The organism is Clostridium sp. AM33-3 (genome assembly GCF_003480315.1).
In the GTDB taxonomy this organism is placed as follows: Bacteria; Bacillota; Clostridia; order Lachnospirales; family Lachnospiraceae; genus Brotaphodocola.
On sequence record NZ_QUIV01000002.1, the window covers coordinates 200079 to 218252 of the forward strand.

15 protein-coding genes and 1 pseudogene are annotated in these 18174 nt (G+C 50.5%); 12 read left to right on the forward strand and 4 right to left on the reverse strand.

Going from position 1 to position 18174, the window contains the following annotated elements:
• Positions 1-12 precede the first annotated feature (12 nt).
• The 11 genes and pseudogenes from glgB to DW819_RS02255 all read left to right on the forward strand — a co-directional run bounded on the left by glgB (position 13) and on the right by DW819_RS02255 (position 12660).
• Entirely contained in the window at positions 13-2433 is a 2421-nt protein-coding gene (gene glgB, locus DW819_RS02205; RefSeq protein WP_118731867.1) for a 1,4-alpha-glucan branching protein GlgB, read from the forward strand.
• Between the two features lie 111 nt (positions 2434-2544).
• Positions 2545-3444, forward strand: coding sequence for a ribokinase (gene rbsK / locus DW819_RS02210; RefSeq protein WP_118731868.1), 900 nt, complete (start codon positions 2545-2547; stop codon positions 3442-3444).
• Between the two features lie 156 nt (positions 3445-3600).
• A complete protein-coding gene (locus DW819_RS02215) occupies positions 3601-4575 on the forward strand; it encodes a nucleoside hydrolase (RefSeq protein WP_118731869.1) in 975 nt (324 codons plus the stop codon).
• Between the two features lie 61 nt (positions 4576-4636).
• Positions 4637-5401, forward strand: a complete 765-nt coding sequence (locus DW819_RS02220) for a nucleoside phosphorylase (RefSeq protein WP_118731913.1) — start codon at positions 4637-4639, stop codon at positions 5399-5401.
• A 3-nt stretch (positions 5402-5404) separates the two neighbouring features.
• Positions 5405-6142 carry a GntR family transcriptional regulator gene (locus DW819_RS02225; protein WP_118731870.1) on the forward strand — a complete coding sequence of 246 codons (738 nt, stop codon included), beginning with the start codon at positions 5405-5407 and terminating at the stop codon, positions 6140-6142.
• A gap of 107 nt (positions 6143-6249) precedes the next feature.
• Positions 6250-7395 (forward strand): annotated as a pseudogene (locus DW819_RS02230) (BMP family ABC transporter substrate-binding protein).
• 124 nt (positions 7396-7519) lie between these two features.
• Positions 7520-9076 (forward strand): ABC transporter ATP-binding protein, encoded by a 1557-nt coding sequence (locus DW819_RS02235; protein WP_118731871.1) that lies wholly within the window; start codon positions 7520-7522, stop codon positions 9074-9076.
• Complete coding sequence (locus DW819_RS02240) at positions 9066-10145, forward strand: ABC transporter permease (RefSeq protein WP_118731872.1); 1080 nt, start codon at positions 9066-9068, stop codon at positions 10143-10145. The genes DW819_RS02235 and DW819_RS02240 overlap by 11 nt, the downstream gene beginning before the upstream one ends.
• On the forward strand, positions 10142-11080 hold the full coding sequence (locus DW819_RS02245) for an ABC transporter permease (RefSeq protein WP_118731873.1): 939 nt from the start codon (positions 10142-10144) through the stop codon (positions 11078-11080). Before DW819_RS02240 ends, DW819_RS02245 begins: the two co-directional genes overlap by 4 nt.
• Positions 11081-11857 (forward strand): nucleoside phosphorylase, encoded by a 777-nt coding sequence (locus DW819_RS02250; protein WP_118731874.1) that lies wholly within the window; start codon positions 11081-11083, stop codon positions 11855-11857.
• A 26-nt stretch (positions 11858-11883) separates the two neighbouring features.
• Positions 11884-12660: a nucleoside phosphorylase gene (locus tag DW819_RS02255; RefSeq protein WP_118731875.1), complete on the forward strand. Its 777-nt coding sequence runs from the start codon at positions 11884-11886 to the stop codon at positions 12658-12660.
• Positions 12661-12693: 33 nt separating this feature from the next.
• Here the strand turns inward: DW819_RS02255 and DW819_RS02260 are convergent, their stop codons facing one another.
• Positions 12694-14004, reverse strand: a complete 1311-nt coding sequence (locus tag DW819_RS02260) for a GHKL domain-containing protein (RefSeq protein WP_118731876.1) — start codon at positions 14002-14004, stop codon at positions 12694-12696.
• A gap of 15 nt (positions 14005-14019) precedes the next feature.
• Positions 14020-14727 carry a LytTR family DNA-binding domain-containing protein gene (locus DW819_RS02265; protein ID WP_118731877.1) on the reverse strand — a complete coding sequence of 236 codons (708 nt, stop codon included), beginning with the start codon at positions 14725-14727 and terminating at the stop codon, positions 14020-14022.
• 143 nt (positions 14728-14870) lie between these two features.
• On the opposite strand from DW819_RS02265, the gene DW819_RS02270 reads away from it, so the two are divergent.
• Complete coding sequence (locus tag DW819_RS02270; RefSeq protein WP_118731878.1) at positions 14871-16328, forward strand: sodium:solute symporter family protein; 1458 nt, start codon at positions 14871-14873, stop codon at positions 16326-16328.
• A gap of 76 nt (positions 16329-16404) precedes the next feature.
• Here DW819_RS02270 and DW819_RS02275 read toward each other — a convergent pair whose 3' ends face one another.
• Both DW819_RS02275 and DW819_RS02280 read right to left on the reverse strand, forming a co-directional pair.
• Positions 16405-17742: an MATE family efflux transporter gene (locus tag DW819_RS02275; protein WP_118731879.1), complete on the reverse strand. Its 1338-nt coding sequence runs from the start codon at positions 17740-17742 to the stop codon at positions 16405-16407.
• Entirely contained in the window at positions 17739-18086 is a 348-nt protein-coding gene (locus DW819_RS02280; protein ID WP_118731880.1) for a winged helix-turn-helix domain-containing protein, read from the reverse strand. The genes DW819_RS02275 and DW819_RS02280 overlap by 4 nt, the downstream gene beginning before the upstream one ends.
• Positions 18087-18174 lie beyond the last annotated feature (88 nt).

The window sequence follows — 18174 nt, forward strand, 5'->3', positions numbered from 1 at the left end:
GGAGGGCTATCAATGGATCAGGTATTATATGATTTAATGGACTGGGCTGGAATTGAGGAAATCGTGTATTCCGAGGCGGCAAATCCGGAACGCCTTCTGGGAGCGCATGAGGTGGAAGAGGGACTGCTGATCCAGGTGTTCATGCCGCACGCGGTAGCTGTGGCAGCGAAGGTTGGAAATGAGAGCTATCCCATGGAGCTGCAGGACGAGGCCGGATACTATGCGGTGCTCTTGCATGGGAAGAAGATGAGCAAATATCTTCTGGAGATTACTTACGATAACGGGACAACGGAGGAATTGCAGGATCCATACGCATTCCCGTCTCAGTTTACAGACGCAGAGCTGAAAAAGTTTGACGCAGGAATCTATTATGATGTATACCGCAAAATGGGTGCGCATCCAATGACCATTGACGGTGTAAACGGTGTTTATTTTGCCGTATGGGCACCGTGTGCCATGCGTGTCAGTGTGGTCGGTGATTTTAACATGTGGGACGGCCGCCGCAATCAGATGAAACGTCTTGGGGATTCGGGGGTCTTTGAACTGTTTATGCCGGGGCTGAAGGCCGGGACACTTTACAAATATGAGATCAAGAATCATCGCGGGGAGCCGATGCTGAAATCAGATCCCTACGGAAACTACTCAGAGCTGCGTCCGGACAATGCCTCCATCGTCTGGGACCTGGAGCAGTTTACCTGGAGTGATGAGGTCTGGATGAAGAACCGGGAGCTGGAGTCGGCCAAGGACAAGCCGCTTTCCATCTATGAACTGCATCTGGGCTCCTGGATGCGCCATGAATTAAAGCTGGACGAAGACGGGGAGCCGGTAACCGGTTCGGAGTTTTACAACTACCGGGAGATTGCCCCGAAGCTGGCAGAGTATGTGAAAAAGCTGGGCTATACCCATGTGGAGCTGATGCCGGTGATGGAGCATCCGTTAGATGAATCCTGGGGCTATCAGGTAACCGGCTACTATGCGCCGACAAGCAGGTATGGCACGCCGGATGATTTTATGTATTTCATGAATTACATGCATGAACAGGGCATCGGCGTGATCCTGGACTGGGTACCGGCTCATTTTCCGCGTGATGCCCACGGTTTGGCATGCTTCGACGGAAGCTGTGTTTACGAGCATCAGGATCCGAGGCAGGGAGCGCATCCGCACTGGGGTACCCTGATCTATAATTACGGACGGCCGCAGGTTACAAACTTCCTGATCGCAAATGCATTGTTCTGGGCAAAGCAGTACCACGCAGACGGTATCCGTATGGATGCGGTGGCGTCCATGCTGTATCTGGATTACGGCAAGAATGATGGCGAGTGGGTGGCCAATATCTACGGCGGCCATGAGAATCTGGAGGCCGTGGACTTTCTGAAGCATTTAAACAGTATCTTCAAAAAGGAGATCAGGGGCGGCCTTCTGATCGCGGAGGAATCTACCGCATGGCCGCAGATCACCGGCTCTGTGAAGGAGAACGGCCTGGGCTTTGATTATAAGTGGAATATGGGCTGGATGAACGATTTTACCGGATACATGCAGTGCGATCCGTATTTCCGCAACCAGCATTACGGGGAGCTGACCTTCAGCATGCTTTACGCCTACAGTGAGGATTTTGTGCTGGTATTCTCCCACGATGAAGTCGTACATGGAAAGTCTTCCATGCTCTGCAAGATGCCGGGTGAGACCTATGAGGAAAAGGCGGCAAATCTGCGTACCGCATATGGATTTATGTATGGCCATCCGGGCAAGAAGCTGCTGTTCATGGGTCAGGAGTTTGCGCAGATCTCTGAGTGGAATGAGAATGAGGAGCTTCCGTGGAATATTCTGGAATACCCGCTTCATAAGAGCATGCAGGATTATGTGACTGCGTTAAATGAGCTTTACCGCACGAGACCTGCCATGTATCAGAAGGATTTTGATGAGGAGGGCTTCGAATGGATCAACTGCACTTCTGCGGCAGATAATATTGTTGTCTTTACAAGAAAGACAGACAAACCGGAAGAAACACTGCTCTTTGTCTGCAACTTTGCGCCGGTGCTTCATGAGAAATATCAGATCGGACTTCCGTTTGCGGGCAGATATAAGGAAATCTTCAACAGTGACGCAAAGCAGTTTGGCGGAAGCGGCAAGGGCAATCCGCGCGTGAGGGCTGCAAAGAAGGAAGAGTATGATGGTCGTGAGCATTCCATGCAGATCACCGTGCCGCCTATGTCCATGATCGTATTTTGCTGTGAGCCGGCGGCACCAAAGAAAACAGTGGCAAAGAAGAGCGCTGCAGCGAAAACGACAACGGCCCGGAAGGAAACCGCAACGAAGACAAAAACCGCAGCAAAGACCAAGACTGCAGCAAAGACAAAAGCCGCAGCAAAGACAAAAACCGCAGCAAAGACGAAAACCGCAGCAAAGACGAAAACTGCAGATAAAAAAGCATAAAGGAAATCTGGAGAAACTGTCAGGTGAAGGCCTGGCAGTTTTTCTGTTTGAACTTTACAGAGACCCGTGTTATGATGAACGCAGTATCTGACAGGAGGAGGAAGAATCATCATGAAGAAAATTGTGGTGGTAGGCAGTATCAACATGGATTATGTGACCCATGTACAGCAGCAGCCGGGGGTCGGCGAGACTGTTTCCGGACAGGGACTGGATTTAAAACCGGGTGGAAAGGGGGCAAATCAGGCTTATGCGGCAGCATATCTGGGGGCAGATGTCACAATGCTTGGAGCAGTCGGCAATGACGCGGCAGGCCGTATGAGCCTGGATAGTTTACAGCATGCGGGAGTTCACACGGAATATATCAGAACCGTGGAGGGTGTCAGCACCGGAACGGCCCTGATCGCAGTGAATGCAGAGGGAGACAACAGCATTATTGTCATTCCGGGGGCCAACGACAGGGTAGACAGGGACTATGTGGATTCTGTTATGGATGTCATCCAGGCAAGCGATATCGTGATCCTGCAGCTGGAGATTCCGTTTGATACGGTATGCTATGTGGCAGAAAAGGCAAAAGAGGCCGGAAAATGCGTGATCCTGGATCCGGCACCGGCGAGAGAGCTTCCGGAAGAGCTGATCCGCGGACTCACTATCGTAAAGCCGAACCAGACCGAGATCATGAAGGTGCTGGGACGGGCAGATGAGACCTGTCAGCCGGAGCGGGAGCTGAATACCTTAAAGGCAATGGGCGTAGCACATCCGATCATTACCCTCGGCTCAAAGGGCTGCTGTACCCTGGATGCAGAGGGAAAGCTGGAGAATGTGCCTGCGGTGAAGGCATCAGCAGTGGATACCACTGGGGCAGGTGACTGCTTTACCGGAGCTATGGCATGCAGTCTGGCAGAGGGAAATCCGCTGGAGAAAGCACTCGGATTTGCGGCAAAGGCAAGTGCGATCGCGGTAACCAGAGAGGGTGCACAGCCATCATTTCCGGCAAGAAAAGAAATTTTGTAAGCCTGACATAAAATTTTTTAGGCAATTTTAAGAAAAAAACGGAGGAAAAAACAGAAAATCCGTCAAAAATCACAAAAATTCGTGGCTATCATGTTGACAAACATGGTAGCCATGTTTTATTATAAGCATACAAGATAAAAAGGAGCGGATTTATAAATGAAAAACATTATCATTGATGCGGATACCGGAGTAGATGACTCCCTGGCGATTCTTTACGCACTGCGTTCCCCGAACTTTCATGTAGAGGGAATCACCACCTGTTTTGGCAACAACAATGCGGAGCAGTCAGCAGACAATTGCCTCCGCCTGATCAAACTTTCCAACTGCGGCTATGAGGTTCCGGTAGCAGTTGGCGCAAATGAATCCTTAGAGGGCGTATTTGAATCTGCTCCGGCTTATATCCACGGTGACAACGGCATCGGCAATGTGATCCTGCCGGAGAGCAGCCAGAAGCCGGTCGCGGAGTCTGCGGAAGATTTCATCATCCGGAAAGCTGACGAACTGGATGGAGAGCTCATTGTGATCACGACCGGCCGTATGACCAACCTGGCTAAAGCTTATCTGAAGGATAAGACCCTGCCGAAAAAACTGAAAAAGGTTGTGTCCATGGGAGGTTGTATTGATGTTCCGGGCAATATCAGCAACTACGCGGAGGCAAATATCCACGGAGATGCCAAAGCAGCGGATATTGTCATGGGAGCAGGCTTCCACATGACGCTGGTTGGTCTGGATGTGACCATGAAGACCTTTATCACCGACCGTGATGTGAAAAATCTCTGTGAATATGCGTCTGAGGAGTGCAGACCGATCGCAGAGTACATCCGGGATGTCCTGAAGTTCTATTTTGAGTTCCACCGCGTATCCATGGGCATGGCAAATGCCTGCGTGGTACACGATCCGCTGGCTATGCTGATCGCAGAGGATCCGAGCCTGGGTCTCTACAAGATGATCCGCGCCAGTGTGGAATATGAGCATGAGCCGTTTAAAGGCATGATCAAGAAGGATATGGGCTTTGTTCCGAACCTGGACCGGGAAGAGATCGCAGCGTGTGTGTCGGTCAACTCTGAGGTTGCAGTGAGAAGACTGTTTGCAGTATATCAGGACATGACACCGGGAAGATACAACTGGTAATGGAGTTATGGCAGTGACAGCGCTGCAGAATGCAGATGCTTCAAAAAAAGGAGGAATCCGTATGGGAAAGAAAATGATGCACATTGGACTGGAACCGGGCGCGGTTGGCCGCTATGTATTTCTTCCGGGAAGCCCGGAGCGCACGGAGAAGATCGCGGCATACTTTGATGATCCGAAGGAGATTGCTTATAACCGTGAATTCCGTACCTTTGTGGGTGAGCTGGATGGTGTAAAGGTGGCTGTGACCAGTACCGGAATCGGCGGTCCGTCCGCAGCAATTGCGGTCGAAGAGCTGTACCAGTGCGGAGCAGACACCATGCTTCGTGTGGGAACCTGCGCATCCACATCGAGAAAGGTTTCGCTGGGAGATGTCGTGATCCCAAACGGCGCGGTGAGAATGGAGGGTGTGAGCACTCACTATCTTCCGATCGAATTTCCGGCTGTTCCGGATTTTCAGGTAGTCAAGGCGGCACAGCAGGCAGCGCAGAAGCTGGGGCTTCCGTACAATATCGGAGTTACCATTACCAAAGCATCGTTTTACACCCAGACTGCACCGGAGACCAAGCCGGTTGGACCAGAGCTGATCTACCGGTGGGAGGCTTATGAGAAAGGCGGCGCAACATCTACCAGCATGGAATGCTCCGTTCTTTTCACGGTAGGAGCATCTCTGGGAATTCGAACCGGCTGCGTGATGGCCAGTGCTACCAACTGTAAAGATTATTCTGAAAATGGAAGAAAATCAGATATCGATATTGAAGACAGAGCGATCCGTACCGCAATCGAGACCATGAGAGTGTTGATCGCGAAGGATAAGGAGAATGCCTGATTTATGGATGATTGCAGAACACTGCCTTTGCTGAGGGAGCTAAACATTCCCTGTTACATTCAGATCTATGACATTGTGTATGAGATGATCAGCAACGGGATTTTGAAAGAGGGCGACACCATTCCGGGGGAAAATGCAATGGCAGCCTACTGGAATGTGAGCCGCAGTACCATTCGTCTGGCCGTTCGAAAGCTTGAGGAGGATGGCCTGATCTACAAAATGCAGGGCAAAAAAACAACCGTGACCGGAAAGATGGAGCGTAGCCGCAGGGGGATCACCCAGATCGTACATCCCTGTCTGGCCGGATGCCTGCAGCCGGTTACCGGGACAACATCAAAGATTACCTTCCAGAATGGAGGAAAGCTGGTCAGCGATCTTCTCGGGCTTGACCGGGAATCCTTTATTGCCCTGGTAGTTAATACCAGCTATTATGTCGGTGAAGAGCACGTTGCCTCCTCTGTTGCGGCAATTCCGGTAACTGAGGTGGAAAAAATGGGGATCTCTGTGGATGATCAGTCCGCGATCGAACATTTTGTGCTGGAGGAGCTTTACAAAAAGGCCAGGCGCTCGGAGCTTGTCATGAGTGCCATGGAATGGGGCGAGGAAGAGGACGATAAGCCGAAAACACCTATTCTTCTCGTCATGGATGAGGTCCTTTCGGATACAGACCGGGCCATTTCCTATCATAAATACTGGATGGACAGCAACTGGTACCGCTTTTCCCTGGAACGCGGTCGTTAAGCAGGAATACAGCTGCCGGTGGGCAGTTTGTACATAAACAACTTTTATTTCCAATAAGGAGGAGTATCATGAAAAAGAAAGTAGTAAGCGTAGCACTGGCAGCAGCAATGACAGCGGGCGTCCTGGCAGGATGCGGCGGCGGTTCTTCCAAAGAAACCACAAAAGCACCGGAAGCAGACAAGACCGAAACCAAAGCAGAGGCTGAGGAGAGCACCGAGGCAGCAGCAGAGGGAAGCGACAAACCGTTAAGGGTTGTATACCTGTGCAACGGAAGCCTGGGTGATAAGGGCTTTAACGATTCTGCTGAGCGTGGCATGCAGATGTTAAAGGACAAGCTGGGTGCCGAGGTTAAGACTGTAGAGATGGGACGTGACGAGACCAGCTACGAGGGCAACTATCTGGATGTATCCGAGCAGGATTGGGATATGATTGTATCCGGTACCTGGTCTGTAAAAGAGCTGGCTCAGGACATTGCTTCCCAGTTCCCGGAGAAGCATTATCTGCTTTTCGATTCTGATGTAGATCGTGATGTAGTTGTTGACGGCAACATGATGGGTGTTAATTACTACTCCAATCAGGCAGCTTATCTTGCAGGTGTTCTGGGAGCAAAGATGCTGGAGTCCGGCGATGCAAAGATCGATCCGTCCAAGAAGGTACTTGGCTTTGTCGGTTCCATGGATACCGCAAACATCAACGATTTCCTGGTAGGCTATCTGGAAGGTGTCAAATATGTAGATCCGGAGATCAAGGTCATGACCTCTTATGTAGGCTCCTTTGAGGATGTTTCCAAATGTATGGAGATGACCACCTAGCTGTACAATCAGGGCGCACAGGTAGTATATGCACCGGCTTCCCAGTCTATCCTTGGTGCGGCAACTGCAGCACAGAATGCAGATAAGTACCTGATCGCATGTGACCAGGATCTGTACTCTGAGTTAGCTGAGTCTGATAAGGACCTGGCTGCGAACATCCTTTCTTCCAGCTTAAAGAATGTCGGCGAGTCTATCTTTACCGCAGTGGAAGGATGGCAGAAGGGCGAGATGAGCCTGGATCAGGACTATACTCTTGGTCTTGACAGCGGAGCAGTTGGTCTTGCAAAGAACGAGAACTATAAGGCGATCGTTCCGGAGGATATCCAGAAATTCATCGATGAGACCGAGCAGAAGGTTATCGATGGTGAGATCACGGCAGGTACTGCATTTGATATGAGCACAGACGAGGTAGCAGCACTGCGTGACAGCATGAAACCGTGATATAACAGATAACGGCAATCAAATTTACCGCCGGAGGGGCCGGCTCCCCTCCGGTTTTTTGCTACTTAAAAACAAATTTATAAACTGAAAATCAGGGAAACTGTTTACAGATGAGGTGTTGAAGATGGCGGAAGAAGCTTTAAAAATGCCTCATATCGTCAAGGTCTACTCCAACGGAGTAATGGCAAATAAAGATGTGACATTGTCAGTAAACCGTGGTGAGATCCATGCTCTTTCCGGCGAGAACGGAGCTGGCAAATCCACACTCATGAAAATCCTGTTTGGGGAAGAACAGCCTACATCAGGAGAAATTTATATCAATGGAAACCAGGTACATATGACCTCCCCGCAGATGGCGATCAAGCTGGGTGTGGGCATGGTGCATCAGCATTTCATGCTGGTGCCGTCTTTGACAGTAACGGAAAATATCATTATGGGCATGGAACCGGTGAAGGGTATTCGTGTGGATCTGGCTTATGCGAGACAGCAGGTAGAGGAGATGGGTAAAAAATTTAACCTCTATGTGGATCCCGATAAGCGGGTGGAGGATCTGACGGTAGGCCAGAAGCAGCGAGTGGAGATCTTAAAAGCGCTGTTTCGCGGTGCGAAGATCCTGATCCTGGATGAGCCGACAGCAGTGCTGACTCCCCAGGAGACGCAGGAATTGTTTGATGAGCTTCTTCATTTAAAAGAGAATGGCTATACCATCATTTTTATTTCCCACAAGCTGCAGGAGATCAAGCAGATCTGCGACCGGATCACCATCATCCGCCGCGGTGTGACCATGGGCGTTCATGAGGTAGCCACCGTTACCGAGCAGGATATTTCCCGCCTGATGGTGGGACGTGATGTTATCCTGAACACCGAGAAGAGTCCCTGCAAGCCGGGTGAGGCGCTTGTAAAGATCAGGGATCTTGTGATCCTGGATGAAAACGGAAAGCGTGCGGTAGACGGAATCTCCTTTACCTTAAGAAAAGGGGAAATCCTTGGAATTGCCGGTGTAGAAGGAAATGGTCAGACAGAGCTGGTAGAGGCCATGACCGGAATGGGAGGTTATACATCCGGCAGCATTGAAATCGGCGGAAAAGACATCCAGGGAAGCTCTGTCGCAGCTATTCGCGCATTGAAGGTGGCTCACATTCCGGAAGATCGTATGACCATGGGAATTGCCCCGAAGCTTTCCCTGACAGAAAATATGATCGCGGACAAATTAAACTGGAAAAAGTTTTTCAAAAACGGTATCATCAACCGCAAGGCTGTCCGTTCCTATGGCGATGAGATGGTAGATCAGTATCAGGTGCTCTGTAAATCCCAGGATGTTTCTATTGACAGCCTGTCAGGCGGAAATATTCAGAAGGTTGTTCTGGCCAGAGAACTGTCGGGTGACCCGCAGGTGATCATTGCCGATCAGCCGACCCGTGGTGTGGATGTCGGTGCAACGGAATTTATCCGCAAGCGCCTGGTAGAAGCCCGTGATGCGGGAAACGGTGTCATTCTGGTAACCTCAGATCTGAATGAGGTACTGGGACTGTCTGACAGTCTGCTGGTATTTTATGAGGGCAGGATCGCGGCGTACATCAAGGATACGACCAGCATGACGGAGGAAGAGCTTGGAACCTATATGCTGGGTATCCAGAAACAGACAGAAGAAGAAATTCGGGAGGCGCGCCATGAACAGTAATAAAAAAATCAATCTGCTGGTAGATGCGGTAAAACTGGCACTGATTATCTTCATTGCCTGTGCGCTGGTTTCTCTGATCGTGCTGCTCGTCAGCGATGATCCGATGACAGCCATCACCAGCTTCTTTATCGGACCGTTTACCTCTCTGCGAAGAATCGGAAATATCATTGAGGCAGCAGCACCGCTTATGTTCACAGCTCTGGCTGTTATCATCATTTTCGGTTCCGGACAGTTTTCCATGATCGCGGAGGGTTCTTTCTTTATCGGAACCTCCGGAGCCATGATCATTGCGATCGCCTGCAAGCTCCCGGGCGGCGTTCATCCGGCTGTGGCTATTTTATTTGCCGGCTTCTGCGGTGCACTGGTATCCCTGGTACCGGCTGTGCTGAAGATGAAATGGAATGTCAGTGAGCTGGTTACTTCTATCATGTTTAACTATGTTGTGCAGTTTTTTGCGATTTATCTGGTCAGCTATCACTTCCGTGAGGTCAGCAGCTCCAGTCTGGCTTCTCTGAAATTTGAAGAGACGGCAGGCCTTCCGGTGGTAATCCCGGGAACCAGGATCCATGCCGGAATTGTATTGGGTATTGTGTTATGTATCCTGGTGTGGTTTTTCCTGTACCGGACTTCCTTTGGTACCAGGCTTCGTATCACCGGTGAGAACCCACTGTTTGCAAAGTATTCCGGATTAAAGGTAACGAGCCTGATGCTTGTTGCCCAGATCATCGCAGGCGCAATTGCAGGAATGGGAGGCGGCGCTGAGATCCTCGGCATGTATAACCGTTTTAAATGGACCACATCCCCGGGCTATGGCTGGACCGGTATCGTGGTTGCGCTGCTTGCAAGAAGCAATCCGCTTCTGGTTCCGCTTGCGGCAGCATTTATCGGCTATCTGAATGTAGGTGCGGATATTATGGCGCGCAGCTCCGATGTGGGACGTGAGGTTGTGGACATCATTCAGGGTGTGATGATGTTCCTGATCGCAGCAGACGCATTGTTGAGGGGCTGGAGACAGAGACTGATCGTAAAAGCAGCAAAAGCAGAGGAAATGGAGGCGGCGCAGAAATGAAAGTACTGAGTTATATCATCAGCCCGGAATTTGTGTATATGTGGATTCGTGTGGCAACTCCGATCATCTTTTCTTCTCTGGGCGGCGTGATCTGTTCCCGCGCCGGAGTTGTAAACTTAGGTCTGGAAGGAATCATGCTGATTTCTGCCCTGGCCGGAGTGCTTGGCAGTGCCTTTGGAGGCAGCCTGCTCTGGGGTATGGTGGCTGGTCTGGCGGCAGCCCTGGCAGTCAGTGCGCTGTTTGCGTATTTCCATCTGGTATTAAAGGCTAACAACGTGCTTTGCGGTACGGCAGTCAACACCATGGCTTCCGGTCTGACTGTATTTGTGCTCCAGCTGGCAACCGGTGAGAAGGGCAATTCCTCTTCCCTGAAGAGCTTTGCTTTTCCGCAGGTAAACATTCCGGTGATCAAAGATATCCCGGTGCTGGGCAGCATCATTTCCGGACACAACGCGCTGACCTACTTCGCCCTGCTTATGGTGTTTGTGATCTGGTTTTTCCTGTATAAGACCCCAATGGGACTTCGCATGCGTGCGGTAGGTGAGAATCCGGATGCGGCTTCCAGTGTAGGACAGAATGTAACGGGGATCCGTTTCCTGGCGATCCTGCTCTGTGGTGTCCTGACCGGTCTTGGCGGTATGTATCTTTCCATGGGCTATTTGACCATGTTTGTACGTGATATGACGGCAGGCCGCGGCTTTATCGCCCTGGCGGCATGCTCCATGGGACAGGCAACCCCGGTGGGCGCACTGTTATCTTCCATGATCTTCGCGTTCTTCGACGGACTGTCCAATATCCTGCAGGTACTGAAAATCCCGTCTGAGTTTATTCAGATGCTTCCGTATCTGGCAACCATTGCAGGTCTGACTGTTTATTCCATTCAGAAGGCTGCAGCGGCTGAGAAAAAAATGAAAAATTTAAAGGAGGCAAACTAAATGGCTCTTGATAAAGAAAGTAAGACTTTGGGTAAAAAACAGTATCATATTCACTTAAAACCGGGTGATATCGGAAAATATGTTCTTCTTCCGGGAGATCCGGCACGCTCTGACCGCGTGGCAAAATATCTGGACAATGCAGAGCTCGTTGCAAATAACCGCGAGCACAGAACCTTTACCGGTTATTATAAGGGAGTCAGGGTTTCTGTAACCTCTACCGGAATGGGATGTCCGTCTGCAGCGATCGCAGCAGAGGAGCTGATGAACATTGGTGCAGAGTGCCTGATCCGAATCGGAAGCAGTGCAGCACTGCAGGATGGAATCAGCATCGGAGATCTGATGATTTCCACCGGCTCCATGAAAAATGAGGGAACCAGCCGCTTTTATGTGCCGGATTGCTTCCCGTCTGTACCGGATTTCGATCTGACCCGTACCATCATCGATACGGCAAGAGAGATGCAGCCGGAGTTAAAGGGAAAGGTTTTCTACGGGATCAATGCATCGGATGACGCATTCTACGGAGAAACTCAGGAGTGGATCGAAAAGCTGTCCTCCTATGGCTGCCTGAACGTAGAGATGGAAAGCTCTGCGCTGTATACCGTATGTACCAGAAGAAAAAAACGCGCAGCAATGATCAGTGCAGTTTCCGGAAACCTGATCACCGGAGAGGTTATTTACGAGACCGCAAACGAAGGTCTGGCTACCGGCTGGGATGAAGAGATCCGTGTGGTTCTGGAAGCCATTTACCGTTTCGACAGGGAACACGCTGCAGAATAAAAAACGCATCAGTAAAGGAGAAGGCCATGAGCGAAGAAAAAACCATGCATTTGGGGGTAACTTCTGACCAGGTGGGAAAGTATGTATTTCTGCCGGGCAGCGTAGAGCGCGCGAGCCTGATCGCGAAGCATTTTGACAATTCGGTGAAGATCGCCCATAACCGGGAATATTTGACTTACACCGGTACCCTGGAGGGCGTTCCGGTCACAGTGACCAGTACCGGTATCGGCGGCCCATCTGCCGGAATTGCCATTGAGGAATTGTATTCCTGCGGAGCCCATACCATGATGCGGATCGGTTCCGCGGCATCTACATCACCGAAGGTAAAGCTCGGTGATGTGGTGATCCCAAACGGAGCAGTGAGGATGGAGGGCACAGGAAATCATTACCTGCCCTTTGAATTTCCTGCAGTGCCGGATTTTGAGATGTTAAGGGCGCTGGAAGAGGCAGCAGAGAAGCTTGGCTATCCGTATAACATCGGTGTGACCATCACGAAGGATTCCTATTATACGGAAGCAGAGCCGGAAACAAAGCCGGTTTATTATGAATTAAAGGAAAAGTGGGATTCCTATTTAAAGGGCGGCGCAACGAACACCAGCATGGAATGCTCTGTTCTGTTTCTGATCGGGGCATCCTTAGGCATCCGTACTTCCAGCGTCATGATCAGCGCTACCAATTTTGGAGAGTACTCCAATGACGCCGATGATTATCCAAGCGGCTGGGAAGAGCGCGCCATTGAGGTAGGGATTGAGGCGATGAAGATCATGATCCGGAAAGACAGACAGGCCGCTGCTTCTGTATAGCTTCCGTATAGAAAGTTTCCATGAGGGAGCGTTCTATCGGTGAACCGAAGGGTCTATGCCGATCCGGACCATGGCCGTGAAAGTATCATCATTAAAGTAAACATCAAATTCGTCTTCGGGGCGGTTCAGGATGCGCTGGATACTCAGCATCCCGAGCCCCCCGTCTTTTTTGCTGGAAAGAATCTTTCCGTTTTTCTCATGAATGGTGCCATGATAGGCATTTTCCACCAGCATGAGCAGGTGCTCGCCGTCCATGCGAGCCTGAATGCGGATGAACGGACCCTGAGTCACCTTTTTCGAAGCTTCGATGGCATTTTCAAGCAGGTTTCCGATGACGATGCATAAGGTCAGGTCATCAATGGGGATGTGGGCGGATAAATCCAGGCGGGCAGCGAAGGCAATTCCGGCTTTTTCGGCCCGTGCCGCATATTCCCGGATCAGGCCGTTTACCGCCTGATTTTCGCAGAAAATCTTCTGTTCAGAGGTCTCAAGCTCTTTCTGAAGATTCTTTAAATATTTTATCTGCTGCTCTCTGTCCATATAGAGCAGTGCATGGATGTGATGCCGGAAATCATGCCGGATGATACGGACCTGTTCCATGTAGTCCAGAGTCTGGTTGTAGTGCTCCCGCTGTTTGCTGATCATCTGGCGGGCAAAGGTCAGCTCTTCCTCAGTCTGTTTGCGTTTCACGATCTGTGCGGTGCTGTTTAAGGTCAGCATATAGAGCAGCAGCAGGCTGACACAGAGAATGAGAAAGAAAAGAAGGAGACTCCGGCTCTGACCGGATGGAATGCCGTAAGGAAACAGGGCGCGCTCGCCGGTCAGCTGGATGAAGAGAAACAGCGCCGGATAGGCAGCTAACAGCAGGGAAAAGCGGGCTGAGAGACTCCCGAAGATTTCCCTTGCCCGCTTTTTCATCCAGAAATGCACGAACAGGCAGCAGAGCGAGGCATTGAGCAGAGAGACGAGCGTGCAGAGCTGTTCTTCGGACAATGGAAGCAATGTGTGGAAGCACCAGGCTGTAAAGCGGTTCAGGAACGAAGAAAGATTGGAAAGCATCCAGGCTGACAGGTAGAAAAACAGCTTTTCCACCGCAGAGCCCCTAAAAAAGATCAGGAGCAGCAGAAAAAACAGGCACGAAAAAATGCCCTGGAAGATCCAGAAGGTGCGGTCCGGGATGTGGAACAGGGACTGGGTAAAGATCATGATGACCCACAGATAAACGGAGCAGGCCGCGATGGTTTCCCTGTTTTTCTGTTTTGGCTCCAGGCAGAGAAAGATGGGCATCATGCGCACGGACAGATTGATCAGATCCTGGAAAACACTGCAGGCAGCATCGTTCATAAGTAAGATTCTCCTTTAACGCAGGCGGTAATGATAGTAGGCATTTTTGGCTTCCTTATAGAAGGCGCGGGAAATGGGAACGGAGGTGCCGTCTTCCATCCGGAAGAAGGTATCCTCCAGTGTGCGGACATGTACCAGATTGACAATGTAGCTCTGGTGGCAGCGCAGAAAAATTTCCTGTTCCGCTACAGATTCCAGGATCGAGGAAAGCTTCTGGCTTAAAGGAACAACACTGCCGTCGGTCAGGGTCGCATATACCTTGTGAAGCCGGTTCTCGAAATGGGAGATGCGCTCCAGCGAAAGCTCTACCGGAACCCGGTTTACTATGACAGAGAGACTGGCCTGGGGCAGGGAAAGACGCTGCCTGTAAACACGGTCCATGGTTTCTTCAAAGTCCTCCCAGCCCACGGGCTTTAACAGAAAGCCGGAGGCGCAGACACGGTAGCTGTCTACCGCGGATTCCAGGGAGGAGGTGATAAAGATGATGACCGGATCCGCATATAATTTCAGAAGATCGGCTGCTCCCTGAATGCCGCTTTTTCCGGGCATCAGGACATCGAGAAGGTATAGATCGCAGGCTCTGCCGGTGTCCAGGACATCCTGCATGGAATGAAAAATCTCAAATTCGGCCGGCTGTTTCCGGGCGTCAAAATAGCGCTTTGCGTATTGCTCCACCAGCTCCCGCTCTTCTCTTGTATCGTCACATATGGCAATTTTCAGCATGGCATTATCTCCTGGTTGCATATTTGGTCCTGTTTTTGCAGAATTGGAAGTTTTGCATACATCAAACCTGTGGTAAACTAAAAACATAAACAATTTATACAACTTTTTGTCAGGGTTGTCAAATATTACAGGAGGGTATGTGTATGGGAACAAATTTATTGGTCACGGCAATTGTTATCGTGTATCTGCTGTTCATGCTGTGGATCGGCTGGTATTCTTCCACTAAGATCACGAGCAACACAGATTTTATGGTAGCCGGAAGAAGACTGGGACCGTTTTTAATGGCTGGAACGCTGGCCGCAACTGAGATCGGCGGCGGAAGTTCTCTGGGTGTTGTTCAAAATGGTATGTCAGGCTTTGGTCTGAGCGCATCCTGGTATATTACCACCATGGGTATCGCGTTCATCATTTTAAGCTTTGTTGCTCCGAGGTTCCGTGCGGCAACCGTCAAGACTGTTCCGGAGTATTTCCGCAGACGATATGGCAAGGAGTGCGGACTGATCACCGCTGTGATCATGCTGCTTCCGCTGGTAGGACTGACCGCAGGACAGTTTATTGCATCCGCAGTGATTCTTTCTACCATGTTAAACATTGACTATCAGGTAGCAGTTATTATCGTAGCAGTGGTAGTTACCGTTTACTCCATCATGGGCGGTCTGTGGAGCGTTACCCTGACCGACTTTGTACAGGTTTTCCTGATCGTCATCGGCATGATCATTGCAGTTCCGTTTGCCATGAACTATGCAGGCGGCTGGAGCAGCATTTCCGCAAATATTCCGGAAGGAACCATGAACCTGTTTGAGGGTTATGATTTATTTGGCATCATTTCCCTGGTGATCATGTATACCGCAACCTTCTCTGTAGGACAGGAGGCAGTATCCCGTTTCTATGCGGCAAAAGACGAGAAAGCAGCAAAGGGCGGCGCATGGCTGGCAGCACTGGTCAACTTTATCTACGCATTCATCCCGACCATCCTGGGTATCATCACCCTGGCGCTGATCAATATGGGCAAGTTCAGCTCTGAGCAGTTTGCTTCTGTAGGCGCTCGTTATGCGCTTCCGGTTCTGGCCATCAATACGATGCCGGCCCTGATCTGCGGACTTCTGTTTGCAGGTATCATTTCCGCGACTATGTCCAGCTCCGACTCTGATCTGCTTGGCGCAGGTTCCATTTTCGCGAATGATATTTACAAAGCCGTTTTAAAACCGGATGCGTCCAGTGAATCTGTCATGAAGGTTACCAAAATCGTAATGTGTCTGGTAGGTGTGGCATCCATGTTCATTGCGCTGTTTAACACCCAGAGTATTGTTTCCATCTTAATGTTCTGCTTTACCTTACGTGCAGCAGGCTCTTTCTTCCCGTACGTTATGGGACATTACTGGAAGAAGGCATCCACTGCGGGAACCATTGCCTCCCTGCTTGCAGGAACCGTTGTAGTCGTGTATCTGGAGCATATTTCCAAGGGTGTGCTGTTTGGCATTAAGTTCAGCCAGCCGATCATCCCGGGCCTGGTTGCAGCATTCATTGGATTTGTAGTATTCTCCAAGCTGATGCCGCCGAAGGTAGAGACTACCGAGCTGGCACCGGAAGAGGATGATTAAAAGCATATAAAACCTGCATTATGAGAAAAACCCCGGCGGACCGTGATGGCCAGCCGGGGTTTTCCGGTATTCATGCTTATGATATCTGTTTCCATTTTCCTGTCCGGTAATATCCGTAGGAGATCAGGAAGTTTGCGAGCCATCCCAGCGGCACGGCGTACCATATCATGGCAATGCCGTAGACAGGAGCTCCGAGCTTGGCAATGAGCACACGCAGTCCCAGGTTTACCAGATTGGCGATGGTAAAGACTTTTACGGCTCCGGCACCGCGCAGAATGCCGTCGACCGCCATTTTAAAGCCGATCATGCAGAAAAAGAAGCCGATGAATCGCAGGTATCCTTCTCCGGTGGCAACAGTCTGGGCAGAGGGAGCACCGTCCAGGAATAGCGCGATCAAAGGACGGTGGAGCAGCTCCAGGAACAGACACAGGATGACGGCGGTGATGGCAACCATGAGGTTGGCAGTCCGATATCCCAGGGAGATCCGTTCGTGTTTTTCTGCGCCGATGTTCTGTGCTGTATAGGAGGAAAGGGCGTTTCCGATGGCGGCCATGGGAACCACGCAGAGGGATTCGATCCGCATGCCGGCTGAAAACCCGGCCAGGATCTGTGTGCCAAAGCCGTTTACCACCGACTGGACCAGCATCATTCCGATAGAAACCGTGGACTGCTGGAGAATGGATGGCAATGCGATGCGGGACATGGAGGAAAACTCTGCCTTACTGAACCAGGTTTCTGCTTTCCCGTCTAACCGGCGGAGTGTGTGCAGAAAGATCAGGAAGGAGCAGACCGCCGAGATGCCCTGGGCAATAAAGGTCGCGTAAGCGGCACCGGCAACACCGAGATGCAGGGTGGCCACCATGTACAGATCCAGAAAGATATTCAGCACCGAGGAGAAGATCAGCAGATACAGCGGAATCCGCGATTCACCGAGGGCATTGAACATGGAGGAAAGGATGTTGTACATAAACAAAAAGGGCAGACCGTAAAAGTAAATGTTTAAGTAGATTACAGCAATGTCCATGGCATCGGCCGGGGTGTTTAAGGCTTCCATGATCTGTCTGCTGAAGCACAGGCCAATGCCGCCAAGCAGCAGACTGATGAGCAGGAAGGAAAGCATGGCGGTACGGATACTGGTTTTCATGCGGCTGTAGGCATGTCCACCGAAATGCTGGCTGATGATGACCGACGCGCCGATACCGCCGCCGATGGCAACACAGATAAAAATGCTGGTCAGCGCATAGGACGCGCCGACTGCGGCCAGTGCGGTTTCTCCTACATAATGTCCGACAATAGCGGAGTCTACAATGGTGTATGCCTGCTGGAACAGATTTCCGATGATCATGGGAAGCGCAAAGGCAAACAGTGCCCGGGATGGCTTTTCTGTGATCAGATAGTCTTTATTCTTGTTCATGATTTTCTGGAATCTCCTCTCCTGCTGCAGGACGCAGCAAATTCACAGTCACAGTTTTCCTGATCCCAGTGTGTTTTTTCTGTTTCTGACAGCGCCTGGCAAAGGGCATTGACAGCCCGGAGCATCAGGTCTTTGTTCACCTGGTAATGCATCTGGTAATCGATTCGCAGACCGGTGACCAGGCCACAGTTTTTTAACACCTGCAGGTGCTGGGATACCGCCGATTCACTGATGCCCAGTTTTGCGGAAAGTGCCTTTCCACAGTAATGATGATTTAACAAAAGCATAAGAATCTGGTAGCGTGTAGGCATGGTAATGATATGAAGCAACTCAAGATCAGTCATGAATGCCTCCTTTATAATGAAGTATTTGCTTAATAAAGCTATTACTTAATTATAGGGAGAAAAAAATAAAAGTCAAGTATCTGTAATT